Origin of the sequence: Burkholderia sp. SRS-25, from assembly GCF_004343765.1 — a bacterium.
Lineage (GTDB): Bacteria > Pseudomonadota > Gammaproteobacteria > Burkholderiales > Burkholderiaceae > Burkholderia > Burkholderia contaminans.
The window spans coordinates 367,259-388,654 of sequence record NZ_PTXM01000005.1 but is presented as its reverse complement, the minus strand read 5'-3'; the positions used below and the strand labels follow the sequence as shown (position 1 = coordinate 388,654).

21 protein-coding genes are annotated in these 21,396 nt (G+C 65.0%); 16 read left to right on the top strand and 5 right to left on the bottom strand.

The annotated features are described in order from the left end of the window. The first annotated feature begins 544 nt into the window (after positions 1–544). The 14 genes from C5O79_RS08365 to C5O79_RS08300 all read left to right on the top strand — a co-directional run bounded on the left by C5O79_RS08365 (position 545) and on the right by C5O79_RS08300 (position 14,172). Complete coding sequence (locus tag C5O79_RS08365; RefSeq protein WP_046545508.1) at positions 545–715, top strand: Flp family type IVb pilin; 171 nt, start codon at positions 545–547, stop codon at positions 713–715. An 82-nt stretch (positions 716–797) separates the two neighbouring features. Next, on the top strand, positions 798–1,298 hold the full coding sequence (locus C5O79_RS08360; protein WP_046545509.1) for a prepilin peptidase: 501 nt from the start codon (positions 798–800) through the stop codon (positions 1,296–1,298). After that, positions 1,295–1,765: a TadE/TadG family type IV pilus assembly protein gene (locus C5O79_RS08355; protein ID WP_046545510.1), complete on the top strand. Its 471-nt coding sequence runs from the start codon at positions 1,295–1,297 to the stop codon at positions 1,763–1,765. Before C5O79_RS08360 ends, C5O79_RS08355 begins: the two co-directional genes overlap by 4 nt. Positions 1,766–1,850: 85 nt before the next feature. Continuing rightward, complete coding sequence (cpaB, locus tag C5O79_RS08350; RefSeq protein WP_122473852.1) at positions 1,851–2,762, top strand: Flp pilus assembly protein CpaB; 912 nt, start codon at positions 1,851–1,853, stop codon at positions 2,760–2,762. Positions 2,763–2,870: 108 nt separating this feature from the next. Continuing rightward, a complete protein-coding gene (locus C5O79_RS08345) occupies positions 2,871–4,163 on the top strand; it encodes a type II and III secretion system protein family protein (RefSeq protein ID WP_240687905.1) in 1,293 nt (430 codons plus the stop codon). Positions 4,164–4,208: 45 nt separating this feature from the next. Next, positions 4,209–5,489, top strand: a complete 1,281-nt coding sequence (locus C5O79_RS08340; RefSeq protein ID WP_047850987.1) for a fimbrial protein — start codon at positions 4,209–4,211, stop codon at positions 5,487–5,489. A gap of 3 nt (positions 5,490–5,492) precedes the next feature. Then, positions 5,493–6,860 (top strand): CpaF family protein, encoded by a 1,368-nt coding sequence (locus tag C5O79_RS08335; RefSeq protein ID WP_122473853.1) that lies wholly within the window; start codon positions 5,493–5,495, stop codon positions 6,858–6,860. Continuing rightward, entirely contained in the window at positions 6,853–7,848 is a 996-nt protein-coding gene (locus C5O79_RS08330) for a type II secretion system F family protein (protein ID WP_163008970.1), read from the top strand. Before C5O79_RS08335 ends, C5O79_RS08330 begins: the two co-directional genes overlap by 8 nt. A 4-nt stretch (positions 7,849–7,852) precedes the next feature. Then, a complete protein-coding gene (locus C5O79_RS08325) occupies positions 7,853–8,863 on the top strand; it encodes a type II secretion system F family protein (protein WP_047850985.1) in 1,011 nt (336 codons plus the stop codon). A gap of 23 nt (positions 8,864–8,886) precedes the next feature. After that, positions 8,887–9,768, top strand: coding sequence for a pilus assembly protein (locus C5O79_RS08320; RefSeq protein ID WP_122474530.1), 882 nt, complete (start codon positions 8,887–8,889; stop codon positions 9,766–9,768). Next, positions 9,765–10,121, top strand: coding sequence for a DUF3613 domain-containing protein (locus C5O79_RS08315; RefSeq protein WP_236862316.1), 357 nt, complete (start codon positions 9,765–9,767; stop codon positions 10,119–10,121). Before C5O79_RS08320 ends, C5O79_RS08315 begins: the two co-directional genes overlap by 4 nt. 11 nt (positions 10,122–10,132) lie before the next feature. Beyond that, positions 10,133–12,007 (top strand): TadG family pilus assembly protein, encoded by a 1,875-nt coding sequence (locus tag C5O79_RS08310; protein WP_122473855.1) that lies wholly within the window; start codon positions 10,133–10,135, stop codon positions 12,005–12,007. Positions 12,008–12,024: 17 nt separating this feature from the next. Continuing rightward, a complete protein-coding gene (locus tag C5O79_RS08305) occupies positions 12,025–13,416 on the top strand; it encodes a sigma-54 dependent transcriptional regulator (RefSeq protein WP_046545520.1) in 1,392 nt (463 codons plus the stop codon). A gap of 54 nt (positions 13,417–13,470) precedes the next feature. Next, a complete protein-coding gene (locus C5O79_RS08300) occupies positions 13,471–14,172 on the top strand; it encodes a DUF2968 domain-containing protein (RefSeq protein ID WP_046545521.1) in 702 nt (233 codons plus the stop codon). A gap of 77 nt (positions 14,173–14,249) precedes the next feature. Here C5O79_RS08300 and hfq read toward each other — a convergent pair whose 3' ends face one another. Then, on the bottom strand, positions 14,250–14,801 hold the full coding sequence (hfq, locus tag C5O79_RS08295; protein ID WP_046545522.1) for an RNA chaperone Hfq: 552 nt from the start codon (positions 14,799–14,801) through the stop codon (positions 14,250–14,252). Positions 14,802–15,094: 293 nt separating this feature from the next. On the opposite strand from hfq, the gene C5O79_RS08290 reads away from it, so the two are divergent. Next, the gene (locus C5O79_RS08290; protein WP_122473856.1) at positions 15,095–15,379 is read left to right on the top strand and encodes a PXPV repeat protein; all 285 of its coding nucleotides are present in this window, start codon (positions 15,095–15,097) and stop codon (positions 15,377–15,379) included. Between the two features lie 27 nt (positions 15,380–15,406). Here C5O79_RS08290 and C5O79_RS08285 read toward each other — a convergent pair whose 3' ends face one another. The 4 genes from C5O79_RS08285 to C5O79_RS08270 all read right to left on the bottom strand — a co-directional run bounded on the left by C5O79_RS08285 (position 15,407) and on the right by C5O79_RS08270 (position 20,522). After that, entirely contained in the window at positions 15,407–16,324 is a 918-nt protein-coding gene (locus tag C5O79_RS08285; protein WP_122473857.1) for a DUF1571 domain-containing protein, read from the bottom strand. A 29-nt stretch (positions 16,325–16,353) separates the two neighbouring features. Continuing rightward, positions 16,354–18,108, bottom strand: a complete 1,755-nt coding sequence (locus C5O79_RS08280) for an AMP-binding protein (protein WP_039358913.1) — start codon at positions 18,106–18,108, stop codon at positions 16,354–16,356. Between the two features lie 156 nt (positions 18,109–18,264). Continuing rightward, the gene (locus C5O79_RS08275; protein WP_046545526.1) at positions 18,265–19,086 is read right to left on the bottom strand and encodes a TetR/AcrR family transcriptional regulator; all 822 of its coding nucleotides are present in this window, start codon (positions 19,084–19,086) and stop codon (positions 18,265–18,267) included. Between the two features lie 215 nt (positions 19,087–19,301). Continuing rightward, positions 19,302–20,522: an MFS transporter gene (locus tag C5O79_RS08270; protein WP_046546323.1), complete on the bottom strand. Its 1,221-nt coding sequence runs from the start codon at positions 20,520–20,522 to the stop codon at positions 19,302–19,304. A gap of 282 nt (positions 20,523–20,804) precedes the next feature. Here C5O79_RS08270 and C5O79_RS08265 point away from each other — a divergent pair, with 282 nt between their 5' ends. Continuing rightward, on the top strand, positions 20,805–21,347 hold the full coding sequence (locus C5O79_RS08265) for a GNAT family N-acetyltransferase (RefSeq protein ID WP_046545527.1): 543 nt from the start codon (positions 20,805–20,807) through the stop codon (positions 21,345–21,347). Positions 21,348–21,396 lie beyond the last annotated feature (49 nt).

Genomic DNA, 21,396 nt, shown 5'->3' with positions numbered 1-21,396 from the left:
AAAGGAAGTTATGGAAATTGAAAGATTGTTGAATCTGTTTAAGGACAGACGAATGAGAACGATTTCGAGCGTTTCGTAACGTAACGTCACAACATTGGCGTTACGCGTGTGCCGTAACGTGGGGGCCGCGCAGGCTTGGTGGACGAGGCAATTGTTTTACTGGTGGATTAGGTGTGTACATCTAACCTATCGTAAATCCTATGTGTAAGTCGTACCGAAACGCCGTACAAATACGTGGTGCTCCTGGTCATTTTTTCGATCCGTGTCGTTGAAAGAGGTTGGAATTTAAATGGGATCGGATATAGAATCCGGAGCAGATGTAAGCAAATGTACGGTTCGGTACACAACGTTCGAGGAGGATCACTATCGCGAATGTTAACTTGCATCAAATGTTGAGCCATGCCCCTCAGGGCAATCTATAAAGAAAGTGCACCCGATTGTCGTTACAGCAGATGTGGCGAACTGAGCGGGGCAACCGGCCAGATATGCGGGGACGTATACGTATAAAAGGCCAAAGAACGTAAATACAGGCACGAGGAATAAAATGAAAGCAATGATGATTCGCTTCCTCCGGGAAGAAGACGGGGTTACCGCGATCGAGTATGGTCTGATTGCGGGTCTGATTGCGGCCTTGATCATCGGTAGCGTCACCACTATCGGTACCAAGATCTCGGCGCTGTTCTCCACGATTGCCAGTACGTTGCCGACCGGCTGATCCTCGGTAGCTCGATGGGTGGCGAGCGGTCCGTTTTCGCGGCCCGCTCGCCCTTACGTCGACATGGTCGGTCGATCGCGATATGGCACATCTTCTCAGCACCAGCATTTTTTTTGCCTGGGCGACGCTCGTTGCCGCCGGTGATATTCGATTTCGGCTTGTTCGAAATGCGCTTGTCGTCGTCGGACTCTTGGCGGCGCTTGCCAGTGCATTGGTCAATGCAAATCCGTTTGGTATTTCAGTCGAGCAGGCATTGATCGGCATGCTCGTCGGATTCGTGAGCTTTTTCCCGCTATTTGCATTTCGCGTCATGGGCGCGGCGGACGTGAAGGTGTTCGCGGTTCTCGGCGCGTGGTGCGGTTTGTCGATACTGCCGTGGCTGTGGGTCGTCGCCAGCCTTGTGGCCGGTATCCATGTCCTCGCGCTGATGACGCTGTCCCATACGCCGCTGGGCGCGCTGTGGTCGCGCGGTTCGCCGACGTTCGCGCTCGGTGCGCGGCGGGCGACGCCGTATGCGGCTTGTCTCGTCGCTCCTGCAGCGATATGGCTGGTCTATCTCGTCGTTACCGGGGGTGTGCAATGAAGCGACAGTGCCAGCCGCGGTCGTGGCGGCGCCAGCAGGGGGCGACGGCGGTCGAGTTCGCGCTGGTGTTTCCGCTGTTCTTCCTGATCATGTACGCGATCGTGACGTACGGGCTGATCTTCGCCGTTCAGCAGGGCTTGACGCTCGCTGCGACCGAAGGTGCGCGCACGGCGCTGAATTATGTCTACGAGTCCAACGGATCGGGGACGCAGGCACTGACGGACCGGGCGAAGGCGGCACAGTCGACGGCGATCGGGCTCACGACGTGGTTGGCCAACGTTCAGATTCCGACGCCGGTGTCGGGGGCATGCAGTTACGACGCAACCATGTATTGCGTGACGGTCACGGTGACGTACCCGTACAAGACCAACCCGCTGGTTCCGTCGCTGCCCCTGCTCGGACTCGTTACGCCGACGCAGTTGACCGGCACGGCAACCGTGCAGATCAACCCGGCCACCATTTTATGAAACGGACGCCGGGCAGCGCGCGGTAACAGGCTCAAGCGGCGTTCGCATATCGATATAACAACATTTACGGCACTCGATATTCACCATGGGCAACAACTTGACGAAGATCATCGCCGGGCTGCTGATTGCGCTCGCCGTGCTGCTCGGGATCTATGCGTGGATGCTCGGCCGGGCGCCGGCCCATCCGCCGGCCGCGGTGCCCGCCGTGGCGATGGTTCAGACGGTGCCGGTGGTCGTTGCGACGCGCCTGTTGCCGGCCGGTCAACCGATTCCGGCCGATGCCCTGAAGCTGGCTTCGGCACCCATGATGCCGACCGGCGGCTTCAGCGATCCGTCGCTGCCCGTCGGTCGTATTCCTGCGAACGACATTCTTGCCGCCGCGCCGGTCGTCGAGGGCGGCTTGACGTCGGGGCTGGCGAACCAGGTGGCGCCCGGCGAACGCGCGGTGGCCATCAAGGTCGACGAGACGAATGCGGTCGGAAACCGGTTGCGCCCCGGCAACTTTGTCGACGTGTTCCTGAATTTGCGGCGCGACAATTCGGGGATGGCGCAAACCGGCTCGGAAATTCCCAATTCACAGGCGCGATTGCTGATGTCGAAGCTGCGGATCCTGTCGTTCGGCGACGCGACGCCCGATCGTGACGGCAGCGGCGGCCCGGGCGGCGCGGTACGGACCGCCGTGCTTGCCGTGCCGACGGCACAGGTCGATGCGCTGACGCTCGCGGAAGCAAGCGGCCGGCTGACGCTTGCACTGCGCAATCCGCGTGATGACGAAGTCGCGACGCAGACGGTCGCGATCCGCACGGCCGCTGACCTGACACCTTCCGGGCAGGCGGCCGCCGGCGTGTGGCTCGATGAGCTTTCCGGCGGGCGGGCCCGCAATACGCCCCGCGTGCAGGCGCCGGCGCGGGCGCCGCGCGCACCGATCGTCGCGCGCGAAGGCGGGAGCAGCATTGAAGTGATTCGGGGTGGGCGAACCGAAACGGTCGCTTATTGACAACCTAAACACGGTCATCGACAGCAGTAACGGAAGGGAGAAGGCCGTATGACGGTCTCCGACACAATGACAAAAAAACTGATTGCATACGCGATTGCCATCTGGGCCATGACCTTCGCCGTGTTGGCCGGGGCCGCCGGCACAAACGGGTCGATCGATCTGGCGGTCGGCTCGCAGCGACAGGTCGCTGCCGGCCGCACGCTGCAGCGGATCGCGGTGGGCGATCCGTCGGTCGTCGACGTGCTGGTCATGAAGGGCGGTCGCGCCGGCAATGTGCTGCTGGTTGCGAAGGCACCGGGTTCGACGAATGTGATGCTGTGGGAGCGCGGTCGCGACGAGCCGACCGTGTGGAACGTCAATGTCGTCGATGCGGCCGCACAGGCCGTGCTGGACGGCGCGGGGCCGTCCGTGAAGGCGTATGGCGGTGCGGCAGTCGTGTCGGGCGCTGCAGCCTCGCTCGACGCGCACGAGCGGGCAGTTGCCGTCGGCAAGCGGATGGGCGGCAAGGATGCGGCGGTTATCGATGCCTCGACGGTCGGCAACCGGAACGTCGTGCAAGTCGACGTCAGGGTCGTCGAATTCAGCCGTTCGGTGCTGAAGGAAGCGGGGCTGAATTTCTTCAAGCAGAGCAACGGATTCGCTTTCGGCGCATTTTCACCGGGCAGTCTCCAGTCGGTGACCGGCGGGGGGACGGGGGCATTCCAGGCGACGGGCGGCATTCCGATCGCGTCCGCGTTCAACCTGGTGGTGAATTCGGCGGGTCGCGGCATCTTCGGCAATATTTCGATTCTCGAGGCGAACAATCTGGCCCGCGTGCTCGCGCAGCCGACCCTCGTGGCGTTGTCCGGGCAAAGCGCCAGCTTTCTCGCCGGCGGCGAAATTCCCGTGCCGGTGCCGCAGGCGCTCGGCTCGACGGCGATCGACTGGAAGCAGTACGGCGTCGGGCTGACCCTGACGCCGACCGTGCTGAGCCAGCGCCGCATCGCACTCAAGGTGGCGCCCGAATCGAGCCAGCTCGACTTCCAGCATGGCGTCACGATCAACAGTGTCTCGGTGCCGGCGATCACGACTCGCCGCGCCGACACCACGGTCGAGCTCGGCGACGGGGAAAGCTTCGTGATCGGCGGCCTGATTGACCGCGAAACGATGTCGAACATCAACAAGGTGCCGGTCCTGGGCGACCTGCCGATCATCGGCGCCTTCTTCAAGTCGCTGAACTATCAGCAGAACGACAAGGAACTGGTAATCATCGTGACGCCGCATCTCGTTGCGCCGATCGCGAAGGGCGCGCCGTTGCCGACCACGCCGGGCGAACTGTCCGAACAGCGCGATGGTCCGGTGTGGCGGTCGTATCTTGGCGGTATCGCGTCACCCGATGCGGCGCCCGGATTTTCGAAATGATTGCGGGACGAGATGTCGCGCGATATGTAACCGAGGGTGTTCAACATGAACGCGAGAACCCTGTCGTTGGCTGAGCCTGCCGTGACCGATTATTTCGTGTGCGCATCGCAGCAGGACGAGCATGCCCGCTGGCTGAGCGAGACACTCGTGTCGGCCGGCACGGTGGAAGCCTTGTCGCTCGAACCGGGCGCGCTGAGCCAGCGCATCACGGGGCTCAATCCTGCGATCGTCTTCATCGATTTTTCCGGTGCGCACAGCGCGGCGAGCGCTGCCGCGGCTGCCGTACGGCTGGCCCATCCGGGCCTGCCGGTCGTCGCGCTCGGCATGCTCTCGGAACCGGAAAGCGCGCTTGCCGCACTGCGGGCCGGTGTCCGCGATTTCATCGACGTGTCCGGTAGTGCAGAGGATGCATTGCGGATCACCCGCGGGTTGCTGGAGCATACCGGCACCGAGCCGGCCAACCGGCACGGCAAGGTCGTTGCGTTGCTCGGCGCACGCGCGGGGATGGGCGTCAGCACGCTCGCCGCGAATCTGTCCGTGTGGCTGCACAAGCGCACGGGTTCGGCCGACCCGGAAGGCGGCACACCTGCATTCGGCGTCGCCGCGCCTCACGCGCGGCAGACGGCGCTGGTCGATCTCGGGCTTCCCGCGGGCGACAGTGCGCTGTTCCTCAACACACGCTGCGAATTCCATTTCGTCGAAGCCGTGCGCAACCTGCGGCGCATCGACCGGACGTTCGTCAATACCGCGCTGACGCGCCACGCCAGCGGCGTCGCGCTGACCACGTTGCCGCCCAATCTCGCCGACCTGCGTGATGTGTCGTACGCCGCGTGCGTCGGGCTGTTGAACCGGCTGCGCGCGTTCTTCGATCAGCAGATCATCGATCTCGGCGGATTCACGAACCATGAATTCGTTGCACAGATCACCGCGGTGGCCGACGAAGCGTGGCTCGTGTGCGACCAGGGTGTCGCATCGATCGTCTCGGCGGTCGACCTGCTGGAAGGGCTGCGCGATGCGGGCGTCGACATCGGCAAGATTCGTCTCGTCGTCAACCAGTACGACGCGACGCTGAGCCTGACGCCGGCCCAGATCGCAGAGCGGCTCGGCATTTCGCACCTGGCGACGCTGCCGGCGCGTCGCGTGGCAATCGGCCAGGCGGCCAACCAGGGGAGGCTGATCGTCGATACGGCCGAACGCGATCCGTATGTGCGTGCCCTCGAGCCGCTCGCAGATCGACTGGCAGGGCCGGTCTCCGCAGGCCAGCGCAGCGCATTGGGCTTGTCCGCCCTGAAGCGTTTCATTCAACCTTCGTCCAGGCGATCGTAAGCGATGGCACACGACATCCAATTTGCCGACGGCGCAGCGCCGTTCTCCCAGTCGCAGCAGTTTCACGACATCAAGAATGCCGCGCACGAGCATCTGCTGACGCGCATCGAGGAACTCGGCGCCGAATTCGGCCGTTGGTCGCGCCAGGCGATCAACCAGTTCGTCGATCTGGAAATCGACAGTTTCGTGCGTCTGCGGCGCATTCCCCTGAACGAGACCGAGGTCAGGGCGATTGCGGAGGCGCTGACGAAAGAGCTCGCCGGGTTCGGCCCGATCGAGGACCTGCTCGCCGATCCGCACGTCGAGGACATCCTGATCAACGGCTACAACGACATCTACGTGTCGCGCCACGGCATCCTGGCGAAGCTGCCGATTCGTTTCACCGACAACGCGCACCTGCTGCGGATCGTGCGCCGCATCCTCGCGCCGATCGGCCGACGTCTCGATGAATCGAACCCGATGGTCGACGCGCGGCTGCCGGACGGCGGGCGCGTCAACGTCGTGATCGAGCCGCTGTCGATCGACGGGCCGGTCGTATCGATCCGGAAATTCCGCAAGGACCCGCTGAAACCGGCCGACCTGCTCGCCAACGGCACGTTCAATGCGGAAATCGGTACGTTGCTGGAAGCGGCCGTCGAGGCGCGCTGCAACGTCCTCGTGTCGGGCGGCACGAGCTCCGGCAAGACGTCGCTGCTCAACGCGCTCGCGTTTCACATTCCCGAGCACGAGCGTGTCGTGACGATCGAGGACACGGCCGAGCTTTCGCTGAATCACCCCCATGTCGTGCGTCTCGAAAGCCGCCCGGGCGGTTTCGACGGCAACGGCATCGTGACGATCCGTGACCTGCTGCGCAATACGCTGCGGATGCGGCCGGATCGCATCATCGTCGGCGAAGTGCGTGGCGGCGAGGTGCTCGAGATGCTGCAGGCGATGAATACGGGGCACGACGGATCAATGGGTACCGTCCACGCGAGTTCGCCGCGCGAGTGTCTGTATCGCCTCGAGATGCTGGCCGGTTTCGCGGGGTTCCAGGGGACGGAATCGAGCCTGCGCCGGCAGATCGCGAATGCCATCGACTTCATCGTGCAGATCGGCCGGCTGTCCAACGGCCGGCGCCGGATTCTTTCGATCACCGAAGTGACCGGGCTGTCGGACAACATCATCGCGACCCAGGAGCTGTATCGCTATGAGGCGCGCGTGACGCCCGAGGGCGAAGAGGTCGACAACTGGGAGTCGCTCGGCATTCATCCGCATTCGCCGAAGCTCGCACGCTTCCGTCAGTCGCTGCAGGCCGCCGGCTTTGGCGGTAGCGGTGGCGGCGGTGGTTTCGGCGGCGGATTCGGCCGCGGGGGCGGGGGTTTCAATGTATAGCCTGATGGCCGGCGCGCTTGCAATGGCACTGCTTTGCGTTGCTGCCGCGTTGGTGCTTTGGCGGCATGGCGAGGCAAAACGCGGCCGCGCCGACGTGCAGCGCTTCATCGATAGCCGCATCGAACCGGCCGCGCGGGCGGCGGGTGCGATTCAGCGCGACGCGCGGCCGGCGCCGAACGTCGCGTCCGCGCCCGGCGCGGCGCGCGCGCAATCCGCCACACCGGCTTCGCGCTGGGCACACTGGCGCGACATCGCGACGGAATACCTCGCCAATCTGGCGAGTCGTGCAGGGATCGAGGATGCACGCGGCAAGGCGCTTCTCGCGCTACTGGGATTGGCCGTAGTCGGGCTCGTCGCCGGTAACCGGGGCGGCTGGCTCGCATGCATCGCCGCGCTCGTGTGCGGCGCGTCGCTGCTCGCGTTCTGGCTCGTGTCCCGCATTCAGCGGCGGCGCCTGACGATTGTGCGCCAGTTGCCCTCGTTCCTCGACGGCATCGTACGCCTCGTCACGCTCGGCAACAGCGTGCCGGCGGCGTTCCAGGCTGCGCTGCTGACGACGGAAGCGCCGTTGCGCGGGTGTCTGGACCACGTGTCGCGGATGTTGCGCACGGGAGTCGAGATCGACCGTGCGATGGGGCATATCGCGAGCGTCTATCAGACCAAGGAGTTCGAACTGGTCGGGTCGGTGCTGCGGCTCTCGGTCCGGTACGGCGGCCGCGCCGACGTCATGCTCGACCGGATGTCGACGTTCATGCGCGACCTCGAGCAGGCCGAGCGGGAACTGGCGGCGATGTCGTCGGAGACCCGGTTGTCCGCGTGGGTGCTGGTCATGTTGCCGATTGCGATCGGCAGTTTCGTGATCGCGACGAATCCGCTCTATCTCCAGTCGATGTGGAACGACTACACCGGCCGTCAGCTGTTGTTCATCGCCTTCATGCTGCAGTTCGCGGGCGGTATCTGGTTGTACCACATGGCCAAACTCAGGTGACGGCATGACAGCCAATCAACTCGGTTCGCTCGCACTGGTTCTCGGCGCACTCGGCGTCATGCTGCTGGCACTGCTTGCGGTGCGCCGCGCGGGTGCGCAGACGCGCAGCGACCGCACGCTGTCCAGTGCGCTCGAGCGGCGCACCGCGACGCTGGAAGCAACGGGTGCGCGGGCCGCACAGCAGTCCGATGAATCCCGGCCGAATCCGGTCGGGCGGGATGCGGGGGCCAGGCCGTCGTTCGTCGTGCAATGGCTGGACCGCCTGTCGATGGTCGGGACGCGCCTGCTCGATACCCGTCTGGGCCGGTATCTCGTCGCCGACGAAGATCGGCTGTTGCTGGAGCAGTGCGGCTATGCCGACACGCGCACCCGCGGGCTGTTCCTGAGCGCGCGGCTCGCCTGCGCGATCGTCGTGCCGTTGCTTTTCCTCGTGCTGATGGGCCCGCAACTGACCGGTGCGCAATGGCGGGCCGGCGGTGGCATCGCGCTCGTCACCGGTTTCATGTTGCCGAAGCTCTACCTGCGACGTCGTGCTGCACAGCGCCGGCAGTCGGTGATCGACGAACTGCCGCTGCTGGTCGACATGCTTCGCTTGCTGCAGGGGGTCGGATTATCGCTCGACCAGAGCATCCAGGTCCTGACGAACGACTTCAAGGGGATGATGCCCGTGCTGTCGCTGGAAATGGAAATCGCCCAGCGGCAATTCGCTGCCGGCCGGACGCGTGAGCAATCGCTTCAGCGGCTGTCGTCCGGTTTCGAGAACGAGGATCTGCGTGCGATCGTGCGGCTGCTGATCCAGGTCGACAAACACGGCGGCGCGGTACAGGAGCCGCTCAAGCAGTTCGGTGACCGGTTGCGCGAGGCACGCCGCGCGATGCTGCGCGAACGGATCGGCAAGCTGACGGTGAAGATGACGGGCGTGATGATCCTGACGTTGCTGCCGGCGCTGCTGATCGTGACGGCCGGGCCGGGAATGATCTCGGTGTTGCGCGCGCTGAGCCAGGCGCAGCCCTGATGCCGGGAAGCCAAGGAAGCAAGATGAGACGCATCGATGAATTCGTGAAAGTGGCCGGCGTGCTGGCGATGGTGGGCTTGCTCGGCGCGTGCTCGGCGTTCAAGGAAAGCGGATACGGCGTCGGTCCGCAGGCCGAGCGCGCGGCGCTGATGGACGCAGCGGCGCAAAAGCAGGCGGCGCCGGATACGCCGGGCATGTATCTCGGCCTGATCGAGCGGATGCAGTCGCAAGGGCTGTATTACGCGTCGCTGGCGCATATCGACGCATACGAAAAACAGTACGGCGCATCGCCGCAGACGATCCTGCTGCGCGCCGATGCCTTGCGCATGACGGACCAGCCCGCCGCGAGCACCGCGGTATATACGCAGTTGCTCAACACGACGCTCGCCGCGCGCGGCTATCGCGGTCTCGGGCTGATTGCCGGTGGCGCGGGCGATTTTCCGCGCGCCGCGCAGGCGCTGTCGCAGGCCACCGTGCTGGCGCCGACCGATGCGTCGACGCTTTCGGATCTCGCCTACGCGAAGCTGCGCTGCGGCGATGTCGAGGGGGCGCGCATTCCATTGATGAAGGCCGCTGAGCTCGACCAGAGCAACCCGAAGATCATCAGCAACCTGGTGCTGTACCTGCTCGCATCCGGCCGGACCCACGATGCGCAGAAGCTGATGGCGCAGCAGAAGCTGTCGACGGACGTTCGCAACGACATCCGCAACGACGCGACGAGGATTACCGCGGCGGCACGCACGTGGCGTCGCGCGTCCCAGGTGCCGGCTCCGGTTTCCACGCCGATCGGTTCGGGGAGCGTGGTCGACGTGTCGGGCTCGGATGTCGCGAAGCGTCCGTCCCCGGTGGCGAACATCCAGGGATTCGATCCGACTGCGCCGTTGCTGCAGCGGTTTGCACAATGAAAAAGGCATTGGGGGGAACTGACATGACGAACAACAAGAATCCTGGTCGCGTGGCACGTGTGTGCCAGGGTGTCGCGCTTCTCGTGCTCATGGGGGGCGCTACCGCGGCGTATAGCGATCAGCCGGCGCCCGACGCGTCGGAAATCGGTCATGCAACGAACGCACTGCTGGCATTCCAGCGTGACGGACGTGCGGCCGGGCCGGCCTTGCCGGTACTGGGCGATACCGCGTCGCTGTCCTATCAACGTTATCTCGAATCGTTCAAGCACAAGATTCCGGAATCGATGGGGTCGCCGGTCAACGCGAACGGCAATGGATCGTCCGGCGGGCAGAGTTCATCGCAATCGTATTGAGCGGAGCCGCGATGAGCATTGCTCGACATGCATCGAACCGGATGGCCGGACCCGGTCGCGCGTCGCCGCGGCGGCAGCGGGGTTCGGTCGTCGTCACGGCGGCCGTGTGGATCCTGCTGTCGATGGTGATTCTCGGTTCGGTCGATATCGGGAACGTCTTTTTCACGCGCCGCGACATGCAGCGCGTGGCCGATCTGGCTGCGCTCGCCGCGGTTCAGAAGCTGGACGACACGTGTGCGAGCGTGACCTCCGTGGCCACGAGCAACGCCACGACGAACGGCTTCACGCTGGACGGCAGCGGCACCACGTCGCTGTCGGCCGAATGCGGTTATTGGGCACCGTCGGCGACCGGGACGGCGAGTTCCTTCTATTCGGCGAAATCGACGGTGCCGCTCGCGACGCAGTTGAATGCCGTGCGGGTGACGGTCTCCAAGACGCTGCCGTATTTCTTCTTCGGGCCGACCCGCACCGTGACCGCCACGTCGACCGCGAAGGCAACCAACATCGATACCTTCTCGATCGGCGCGACGCTGGCCGCGGTGGGCGGCGTCGGCTGCTCGGGCGTGCCGAGCGGGAACCCCGGCCTGGTGAACGCGCTGCTGGGCTCGCTATTGCAGGGGCAGGGCGGCACGCCGCTGAACCTCAATCTCGTGTCCTATCAGGGGCTCGCCTGTGCGAACGTCAAGCTCGGCGACATCGCCGTCTCGCTGCAGTCGCTGTCGGTCGGCAACGGTACGATCGGCGGACTGGTCAATGCCAACGCGTCGGTCGGCACCTTGCTCAACGCGATGGTGGCGGCCGTCAACAAGACGACCACGCTGGGGACGACGGTGCAGACAAGCGCAACCGGCGCACTGACCACCCTCGCCAACCTGAGCCTGCTCAGCAACACGGCACTCAAGGTCGCCAGCCTGACCGGACAGGGCGCCACGTCGCTGCTGACGCTGGGCCTTGCGAACACGCAGGCGGCGGCGGACGCGACCGTGAACGTGCTCGATCTCGTGATGGCGATGGCGCAGATCTCGCAGGCCGGCAAGCCGGGCGTGGTGATCGGCGCCAACGTGCCGCTGACGCTGCCGAACGGCAACTCGGTTTCGATCGTCCAGTTGCAGGCGCAGGTCATCAGCCCGCCGACCATTGCGGTCGGCGAAGGCGGGAAGGACAAGAACGGCGCGTGGCGGACGGTGGCGACGAACGCACAGGTCGGCCTGTATCTCGTCGTCAACCTGGGCGTGAATCCGCTGCCGGTCGTGGTGTCCGCGAACGTGTATCTGCCGCTTTACGTGCAGCTGGGCGCCGGCAGCGCGACACTGCTGTCGACCAACTGCCTGACGTCGCCGAATTCCGCGACGATCACCGCGCAGCCGAGTGTCGCCAATCTCTGCATCGGCCAGCCGCCGCTCACGGCCGGCAATCTGCTGAACCTTCCGGCGAACTACAGTTGCACGTCGCCGGCCAAGGTGCTTGACGTGCTGGTTCTGTTGGGTGCCGTCGAGGTGTCCGCCACCGTCTCCAACGTGTCCGTGAATCTGGCTGCCAGTCCGGCGACCAATACGTTCTACGGGCGCGGAGGAAGCGATCCATCGAATTACTGGACGACCAATACGAACGCACTGGGTTCGGCGGTAGGTAACGCGCTGGCAGGCCTGAGCCATGCGCAGATCACGCCCACCGTGAGTGTCCTATTCGGGCTCGTCTCGGTCACGATCACACCGGATTTCCTTTCATCGCTGCTGTCGGTACTGACCACCGTCCTGAGCCCGCTTTTGACCGCGCTCGACGGTATCATCGACCCGTTGCTGGACTTGCTCGGCGTCCAGCTCGGTGCCGCCACGGTGCATCAGATGTCGCTGACCTGCGGCGTCGCGCAAACAGTCAGCAATTAGAGAAGCAAGACCACCCGATGAGAACCACGCCCGCAATCGAAGAGCTCGACCTGTACGTCTGGGAAGGCAAGGCGGACATTGTCGACCGCGTCGCCCGATGCATGGCGAGCTTCGACGTCGAAGTGATCCGTGCCGACAACGCGGAGATCTCGCCCGAGCGCGCCGCCTTGCGGCCATCGCTGGCGATCATCAGCGTGACGATGATCGAAATCGGCGCCGCGTTCCTGCGCGACTGGCAAGCCAACATCGGCATGCCGGTCGTCTGGGTCGGCGCGGCGCGCGATCACGACGCGTCGCAGTATCCGCCCGAGTATTCGCACATCCTGCCGCTCGACTTCACGTGTGCCGAACTGCGCGGCATGATCGGCAAGCTCGCCACGCAGCTGCGGGCGCATACGGCCGAAACGTCGCATCCGACCGAACTCGTCGCGCACTCGGAATCGATGCAGGCCCTGCTGCACGAAGTCGATACGTTCGCCGATTGCGACACCAACGTGTTGCTGCACGGCGAAACCGGCGTCGGCAAGGAGCGCATCGCGCAGCTGCTGCACGAGAAGCATTCGCGCTACCGGCATGGCGAATTCGTGCCCGTGAACTGCGGCGCGATTCCCGACGGCCTGTTCGAATCGCTGTTCTTCGGTCATGCGAAAGGATCGTTCACGGGCGCGGTTGTTGCGCATAAAGGCTATTTCGAGCAGGCGGGCGGCGGCACGCTGTTTCTCGACGAAGTCGGCGATCTGCCGCTGTACCAGCAGGTCAAGCTGCTGCGCGTGCTCGAGGATGGCGCGGTGCTGCGCGTCGGCGCGACGACGCCGGTCAAGGTCGATTTCCGGCTGGTCGCGGCGAGCAACAAGAAGCTGCCGCAGCTCGTGAAGGATGGCCTGTTCCGTGCCGATCTCTACTACCGGCTCGCGGTGATCGAGCTGAGCATTCCGTCGCTGGAAGAGCGCGGCGCCGTCGACAAGATCGCGCTGTTCAAGTCGTTCGTCGCGCAGGTCGTCGGCGAGGAACGGCTCGCCCAGTTGTCCGACCTGCCGTACTGGCTGACGGATTCCGTCGCGGACAGCTATTTCCCCGGCAACGTGCGTGAACTGCGCAACCTCGCCGAGCGTGTCGGCGTGACGGTGCGGCAGACGGGCGGGTGGGATGCCGCGCGGCTGCAGCGGTTGATCGCGCACGCGCGCAGTTCGGCCCAGCCGGTCCCGGCGGAGAGTGCGGCCGAGGTGTTCGTCGACCGCAGCAAGTGGGACATGAACGAGCGCAACCGCGTCATCGCGGCGCTCGACGCAAACGGCTGGCGGCGTCAGGATACGGCGCAGCAACTCGGCATCAGCCGCAAGGTACTGTGGGAAAAAATGCGCAAATACCAGATCTTCGACGAGGAGCCCGAGACCCGCGAAAGTGAGTAATTAATGAGATAAAATCGCGCTGAATTATAACGACTCGGGCGGGAATAGAACTTCATGAGCCATAAGACGGGGTTGGGAAGGGCGTGCGTATTGTTCGCCCTGGCGGGAGGCATGCAGGGCGCATACGCGCAAAGTCTGGCGGACAGCGGTTCGCCGGCCGTACAGCAGGCATCGGCGCCGGTGGCGGCGATGCCGGTGATCGATTCGCAGACGTCGCTGCAGCCGCAGGCGGGCGAGTCGACGGGGCCGAGCACGGTCGACGACTTGCAGCGCCAGATCCAGGCGCACACGCTGACGGAAATGCGCACGAGCTACAACGGCAGCTACGGTGCGAGCCTGCTGTTCAACGTGAAGGACGGTGCGTACTTCGTCGCGCTGTTTCAGCAGAAGGCGTTCTGGCGCGTCATCAAAACTTACGACGAAACGCGTGCGGAAGCGATCTATCGCGATTTCTCGCGCCAGGCGGAACGGCTGGCCGTGAACGAACTGCGGGCAGCGAAGCTGGAATCGCAGAAGGCGCAAATGGACAAGCAGATCGAGGTCACGCAGGATCGCGCGCGGCGTCTGCAGGCCGATATCTCGATCGCACGCCAGCAGCAGGCGGCGGTAGCGGATCGCCAGAAGAGCGTACGCAACGAGACGGCCGCATTGCAGGCGCAGCAGGCCGAGCTTCAGTCGCAACTGCGTGCGTTGCAGCAGCAGGTGCGTTCGTTGCAGCGTGAGGCCGATGCGGGCCTGCCGACGACGGCACGCTGAACCCGGCGGCGGTGCGGCGACATGCCGCGCCGGCCGCACAAGTAAAAAGGGCAAGCCGGTTGGCTTGCCCTTTTGCTTTACTGGCCGTCCGGCACGATTCGCCGGCGGCGCGTCACGATGACCGGCCCGTTGCCGCCGCGGGAATCCGACGGTGACGCGTTGCCGGATGCATCGCCGGTGTCGCGCGGTGCGCCGTAGCTCTCGCGCGGTTCACGCGGTTCGCGCGGGGCACCGTAGCCTTCGCGCGGCTCGCGCGAGCCGTAACCTTCACGCGGTTCGCGGGAGCCGTAGCCGCCGTCGCCGCGCGATTCACGCGGGCCGCCGTGCGAGCCGTACGGGCTGTGACCGCCGCCTTCACGGCCGCCGGGGCGCCCGCCGGTGCGCGGCCCGCGGGGGCCGCTGCCGCCCGGGCGCGAGCCGCCCGTGTCGAGCTGGATCGTGGAAATCGCGCGCTTGTAGATGCCTTGCAGACCCACGGGGGTGCGCAGCATCACCAGGTACTGGTCGAACGACTCGATGCACCCCGTCAGACGAATGCCGTTGACGAGATAGATTTCAACGCGCTTACGTTCCTTGCGCGCCGAATTGATGAAGTCGTTTTGCGGATGGGATTCTGCGGGATTGGCCATTGAGGTGCGGCAGGAGCCTGCGTCAGAGAATATGTTGTGCGTGTGTGGCGTGTTCGTCCACAAGGTGTTTGGCGGGATTCTACCCTGTTCAATCGGGGAGCGCGTAGTCGTGATTGTGTCGAACCGTAACCCACTATAGACGTTCCAGCGCATTTTCGCGATTCGGCCAAACGGCTAATGGCATTTCGTTACGCCGCGTTACGACTCTCGCAATGCCGTATCACCTTGGCTCGCGCGCGACGCTTACATTGGCCGCGCGAGCCGGGCGGGCCGGCATATCAGGGATTCAGAACATGAACAAGAGGCGATGGGCAGGGTGGGTCGGGAGCGTGGCGTTGCTGGCTTCCGGCAGTGCGATGGCGGGGCATGTCGACCTGTCGGTCGGCATCGGTGTACCGGTTGCGCCGGTCTATGTCGAGCCGGCGCCGGTCTATGTAGCGCCGCAGCCGGCCGTCGTCGCCTATCCCGGCTACGGATACGGCTACGACGGCGAATACGACGACGATCGCTATCGCAAGTGGCGCAAGCACTATTACAAGCATTGGCACCGCCACCACGGCGACGACGATGACGATTGAGCCCAAGGTCAGCCCCGGCGGCACGCATCAGAACGCATAGTCGGGGTTTTTCGGGTCGAATGCGGTGTCGTCGAGCGCCACCGGCGCGATTTTCTCGATGACGATCCGCTCGAAGACCTTGCCGTCGTTGTCATACGACTCGACGGTCCGGAAATAGGGCGCATGCAGGTCGAGCCCGAGGACTTCCTTCTTCGCGTAGAACTGCGGCCGGCCGGTCGGTGTTTCGTAGGTGAGCGTAACGACGCGCACGCCGTTGATCGTTCTGGCTTCCACATCGGTCGGCCGCTGCACGCCGGCTTCCAGATATTTCTTCCCTTCGGTCAGGTACAGGTTCGTGATGAATTCGGTGCCGAGATCCTTCACCTGATGATTCGACTGGGCGCGCGCGAGTGCGCCGTCGATGGCCGTCCACAGCGGAATCTTGCCGAGCAGACCGCCGAGGTGGCCGTACATCTCGTCCTTGCGCTGCGTCGTGTCGTAGATGGTCTCCTGTCCGGCATGCGCGCCGCCCGGCAGCCATTTCGCGTAGACGCGCAGCGGCTCGCGGGTGGTCTTCACGAGCATGCGGTCGGGCGTATCCGACCATTTTCCGCTGATGCGTTCCTGGCGCACCATCGTGAACTGGTAGGACGGATAGCCGTTCGGACCGTTACGGATATAGAGCGGCACGGCGAGCGGATCGAGTGCCTTGAAGAGCGCAGCGAGCGTGGCGTCATCGAGTTGTGCGAGCGTGCCGCGCTGCGCGGCCGTGCGCAGCCAGCGCGCCTGCTGCGCGACCGGCTCGCGTACGACTTTCGCGAGATCGGCCGGCAGGGCGACCTCCTGTGCCGCACCCACGGCGCTGGCCGCTTCCTGTGCGTGCAGGCCAGTCTGCGCGAGCGACAGCATGCACGCGACTGCCACGGCGGCGGCATGCCGCACGCGGCGCTTCTTTCCTTCGTTCATCGACGGCGTCTCCCGGTGCGATGGATCGTTCAGCCTTGCTTCGCGGCCTTGATTTTGGCGAGTTCCTCGTCGCGCAACGCACGGCGCAGGATCTTGCCGACGTTCGTCTGCGGCAGCGCGTCGCGGAACTCGACGAATTTCGGCATCTTGTAGCCGGTCAGGTTCTTGCGGCAGTGCGCGAGCACGTCGTCGACCGTCAGCGACGGGTCGCGGCGCACGACGAACACCTTGATCCGTTCGCCCTGTACCTCGTCAGGAATACCGATCGCCGCGGCTTCGCTGATGCCCGGATGCATCACCAGCACTTCCTCGATCTCGTTCGGATACACGTTGAAGCCCGACACGAGGATCATGTCCTTCTTGCGGTCGATCAGGCGGATGAAGCCGCGCTCGTCCATCACGCCGATGTCGCCGGTGGCGAGCCAGCCGTCGGCGTCGATCACCTTCGCCGTCTCGTCGGGGCGCTGCCAGTAGCCGCGCATCACCTGCGGACCGTGCACGCACAGCTCGCCCGGTTCGCCGACGGGCGCCCAGGTGCCGTCCTCGCGGCGAAAGCGCACGACGGTGGACGGCGCGGGCAGGCCGATCGAACCGCTGAACGCGGCCATGTCGTTCAGATCCACGGGGTTCATCGTCACGATCGGCGAACACTCGGTCAGGCCGTAGCCTTCGACGACCGGCCGGCCCGTCACCTGCTGGAAGCGCTCCGCGACCGCGCGCTGCATCGCCATCCCGCCGGCCATCGCGAGCTTCAGCTTCGAGAAATCGCGCTTGCGGAATTCCTCGTTGTCGAGGAACGCGTTGTACAGCGTGTTGATGCCGGTGATTCCGGTGAACGTCTCGTTGCGGATGATCTTCATCACCATCGTCATGTCGCGCGGGTTCGCGATCAGGATGTTGCGCCCGCCGAGGCCCATGAAGATGAATGCGTTCACCGTCAGCGAATAGATGTGGTACAGCGGCAGCGGCGTGAGCACGGTTTCGACGTCGCCCGAGACCTGGTCGGCGATCCAGGCCTTCGCCTGCAGCAAGTTCGCGATCAGGTTGCCGTGCGTGAGCATCGCGCCTTTCGCGACGCCGGTCGTGCCGCCCGTGTATTGCAGGAACGCGAGGTCGTCGCGCGTGATCTGCACCGGCTGCGGCTTGCCGCGCGCCCCGAGCGCGAGGGCGGAGCGCAACCGGACGGCCTGCGGCAGGTGGTAGGCCGGCACGAGCTTCTTCACGTGTTTCAGCACGAAATTGATCAGGCGTCCTTTCGCATTGAAGCCGTCGGCGAGCAGGTCGCCGAGCGCGGTGACGACGATGTTCTTCACCTGCGTTTCCGGCAGCGCGTCCTGCAGCGTGCGCGCGAAGTTCTCGAACACGACGATCGTCTGCGCGCCGCTGTCCTTCAGCTGGTGCGCGAGTTCGCGCACGGTGTAGAGCGGATTGACGTTGACGACGATCGCGCCGGCCTTCAGCGTGCCGAACAGCGCGACCGGGTACTGGAACGTGTTCGGCAGCATGATCGCGACGCGGTCGCCGGGCTTGATGCCGATGCTTTGCAGGTACGACGCGAACGCGTCGACTTTCTGCGCGAGCGTGCGATAGGTCATCGAGGCGCCTGCACTCACGTAGGCGACGCGCTCGGCGAAGCGGCTCGTGCATTCGTCGAAGAACTGCACGAGCGACGCGTATTGCGTGACGTCGATGTCGTGCGGGACGCCTGGCGGATATGACGCGTACCAGATGCCGTCGGTGTTCGGCGGAACCTGGGCCGCTGCGGTTGCTGCGGAAGATGACATGACGTGTCTCCGGTCTTTGCTCTCGGCGAGGGCGGACGCTTCGGCGCCGGCCCGTGCCCCATGCCGCACGGTCGATCGGCGGGGCGCCTCGACGCCCCGCCTGACTGCGCGTTTCAATCAATTCGTGAACAGGAAGCCGCGCGTGGCCTCGCGCGCTCAGTTCGTGGAATGCAGCGTCGCCGCGTCGACGGAGGTTGGAGCCGACTGCGGCAGCCCGAACGCTTCGCTGGCCCCCGCATCGTCGAGCACGGCCGCGAAGATCGACAGTTGCGCGCTGTCGGGCATCGGCGCTTTCAGTGCGGCGACGATCAGCGACGACAGTCGCGCGATCATCTGCACGTCGTTCATCGTGCGGCCTTGCGAGAACTCGTCGATCAGGCTTTCCGTTTCGGCGCCCGCAAGCGCACCGGACAGCGCGCCGATCGCGAAGTGCAGGCGCCAGCCGAGCTCCGTGCGCGGCAGGTGCGGCAACGCGCGCTGGAACGCGTCGAAGAAGCGACCCGCGACGCTCGCGTAGTGGGCGGTCAGGAAGTTGCGCACGAACGGCGACGGATCGGTGTACGCACGGCCGATCAGGCGCAGGAAGCCGGGGCCGCCGCGTTCGGGATCCCGCGACGCCTTCAGCGCGGGAATGAACATCGCGCCGAGCACGTGCTCGCAGGTGATGTGGGTGCCGAGTTGCGCATCGAAGCGGTCGAGGATGCCGAGGCGCTCCTGGTTGAGCTGGTCGAGCCGGCGCGACAGCATCGCGTGGATCAGCGCTTCCTTGCTGCCGAAGTGGTAGTTGACCGCGGCGAGGTTGACCGCCGCGCGCGAGGTGATCTGGCGCATCGACATCGCCTCGAAGCCATGTTCGATGAAGAGATCCTCGGCCGCATCGAGAATGCGCGCCTTCGTCCCGCCGGTCTGCCGCGTGCCGGATGACCGTGCCCCGGACGGCCGTCCCGCGGATGGCCGTCCCTCCTGACTTACTGCCATGTCCCGCCTCCCATGCCGGTCGCCCGGCCGCGAACTGGTGATTTGTTTGTCTGATTCAAACAGTCGTTTTTATTAAGATAAAAAATCGCGGACCGACCGGGCAAGCGGGGAATCTGGACAAATTCCTCTAGTTCGATGTGCGAATGCGGAAAGTATCGCGCGTGCCCTCGACAGGACGGGGCACGCGCGATGATGCGGTGCGGCAATGCGCCGGTTCAGGCGACCGTGCTACGCGTATTGACCGATTGCGTCATGTCGATGCCGCGCCGCTCGCGGCTGAACAGGATCAGCACGGCGATCACGACGGCGACGATGCCGGCCACGAGCGCGAGCGCGAAGCCGTAATTGTTGTTGTTCGAAACGGCGAGCGAGGCCTGCATCGTCGCGTTGCCCGACGCGAGCAGGTTGCCGAGCTGGTAGACGACGCCGGGGAAGGTCGCGCGGATCTCGTCGGGCGAGATCTCGTTCAGGTGAACCGGGATCACGCCCCACGCACCCTGCACCGAGATCTGCATCAGGAACGCCCCCGCGGCGAGGGCAACCGGGCCGCTCGAGAACGCCCACAGCGGCAGCACGGGCAGGGCGATCAACGCGGCGATGAAGATGGCGCGGCGGCGTCCGATCCGTTCCGAGATCGCGCCGAACGACAGGCCGCCGACGATGGCGCCGATGTTCAGCACGATCGTGATCCACGACACGGTATGCGGATCGAAGTGATGCTGTTCGCGCAGGAACGTCGGATAGAGATCCTGCGTGCCGTGCGAGAAGAAGTTGAACGCGGTCATCAGCACGATCGCGTAGATCGTGAGCTTCCAGTTCTGCTTCAGTGTGCTGCCGAGGCTCGGGCGCGGGCGCTTTTCCATCTGCTTCCATGCCGGCGATTCGGGCACGTGCGAGCGCACGTACAGCACGAGCAGCGCGGGCAGCACGCCGACCATGAACATCCCGCGCCAGCCGATGTACTGGTAGAACAGGCCGAACACGACGGACGCGAGCAGGTAGCCGCTCGGATAGCCGGCCTGCAGCAGCCCCGACACGAAGCCGCGCGCATGGGTCGGCACGGTTTCCATCGTCAGTGCCGAGCCGACACCCCATTCGCCGCCCATCGCGACGCCGAACAACGCACGCAGCACGAGCAGCGCGGTCAGGCTTGGCGCGAAACCCGACGCGAGTTCGAGCAGCGAGTAGCAGGCGATGTTGACCATCAGCGTCGGGCGACGGCCGAAGCGATCGGCGAGCCGGCCGAAGATCAGGGCGCCAAGAGGGCGCATCGCGAGCGTCAGGGTGAGCGCGAACGCGACGGCGGGAATCGTCGACCCGAATTCGGAGGCGATGTCCTTCAGCACGAAGACCATCAGGAAGAAATCGAACGCATCGAGCGTCCAGCCCAGGTAGGCGGCGATCGTGACGTTGCGTTGTTCGCGGGTCCAGCTCATGTCCGAGGTCTCCTCGTTGGCTTGCGCGCTCACGTTGTGCATGCGGATGCCGGCCCGGCTTGCGCGCGGTGCGGGGGGCATTGATCGAGTGTAGGCCGCGGTACCGGACGATGTGGGGCGCGATAACGTCGAATCGGGAATAATCCCTAGGAAATGAACTGTTTCGGAAATGGCAATGCCGTCGCACGAGACCGGCGGCAGGCATCTGTATCATTCCGGAAGGCTGTTTGTATCTGTTTTGTAATGCGCCCGATGCGCATCGTCACCGAATCAGGAGTCCCGATGACCGAACGTTCCGCCGCCACGCTGCCCGTGCTCGAGACTGCCCGGCTGTGGTTGCGTCCGCGCGTGCTGGCCGATCTCGATGCGTGCCTCGCGATGGATCGCGATCCCGAGGTCACGCGGCACATCGCGGGGCCGTGGCACGATCCCGTCGAGCATCGGCGCTTCGTCACGCACCGGATCACGTGCGACTATCCGCCGGGCCTCGGCTACTGGTCGATCTTCGAGAAGACTGCGCCCGATGCGTTCGTCGGCTGGATTCTGCTGATTCCCGACTATGCGGACGGCGCGCACGACGTCGAGATCGGCTGGCGGCTGGTGCGTGCGACATGGGGGCGCGGCATCGCGAGCGAAGCCGCGGCGGCCGTCGTGCGTCACGCATTCGACACCGTGCGCCTGCCGCGCGTGATCGCCGATATCGCGGAAGCCAACAGCGGCTCGCTGAATGTCGCACGCAAGCTCGGGATGCGTCGCGTGAGCGTCGTGCACGACGGCATTCCTTACATTCGACATCGTCTCGAACGCAACGATCTGCGCGCATAGCACGGCGCCGTGCGCGGCCGGGCCGTCGGGCGGTCGTCAGAGATCGTCA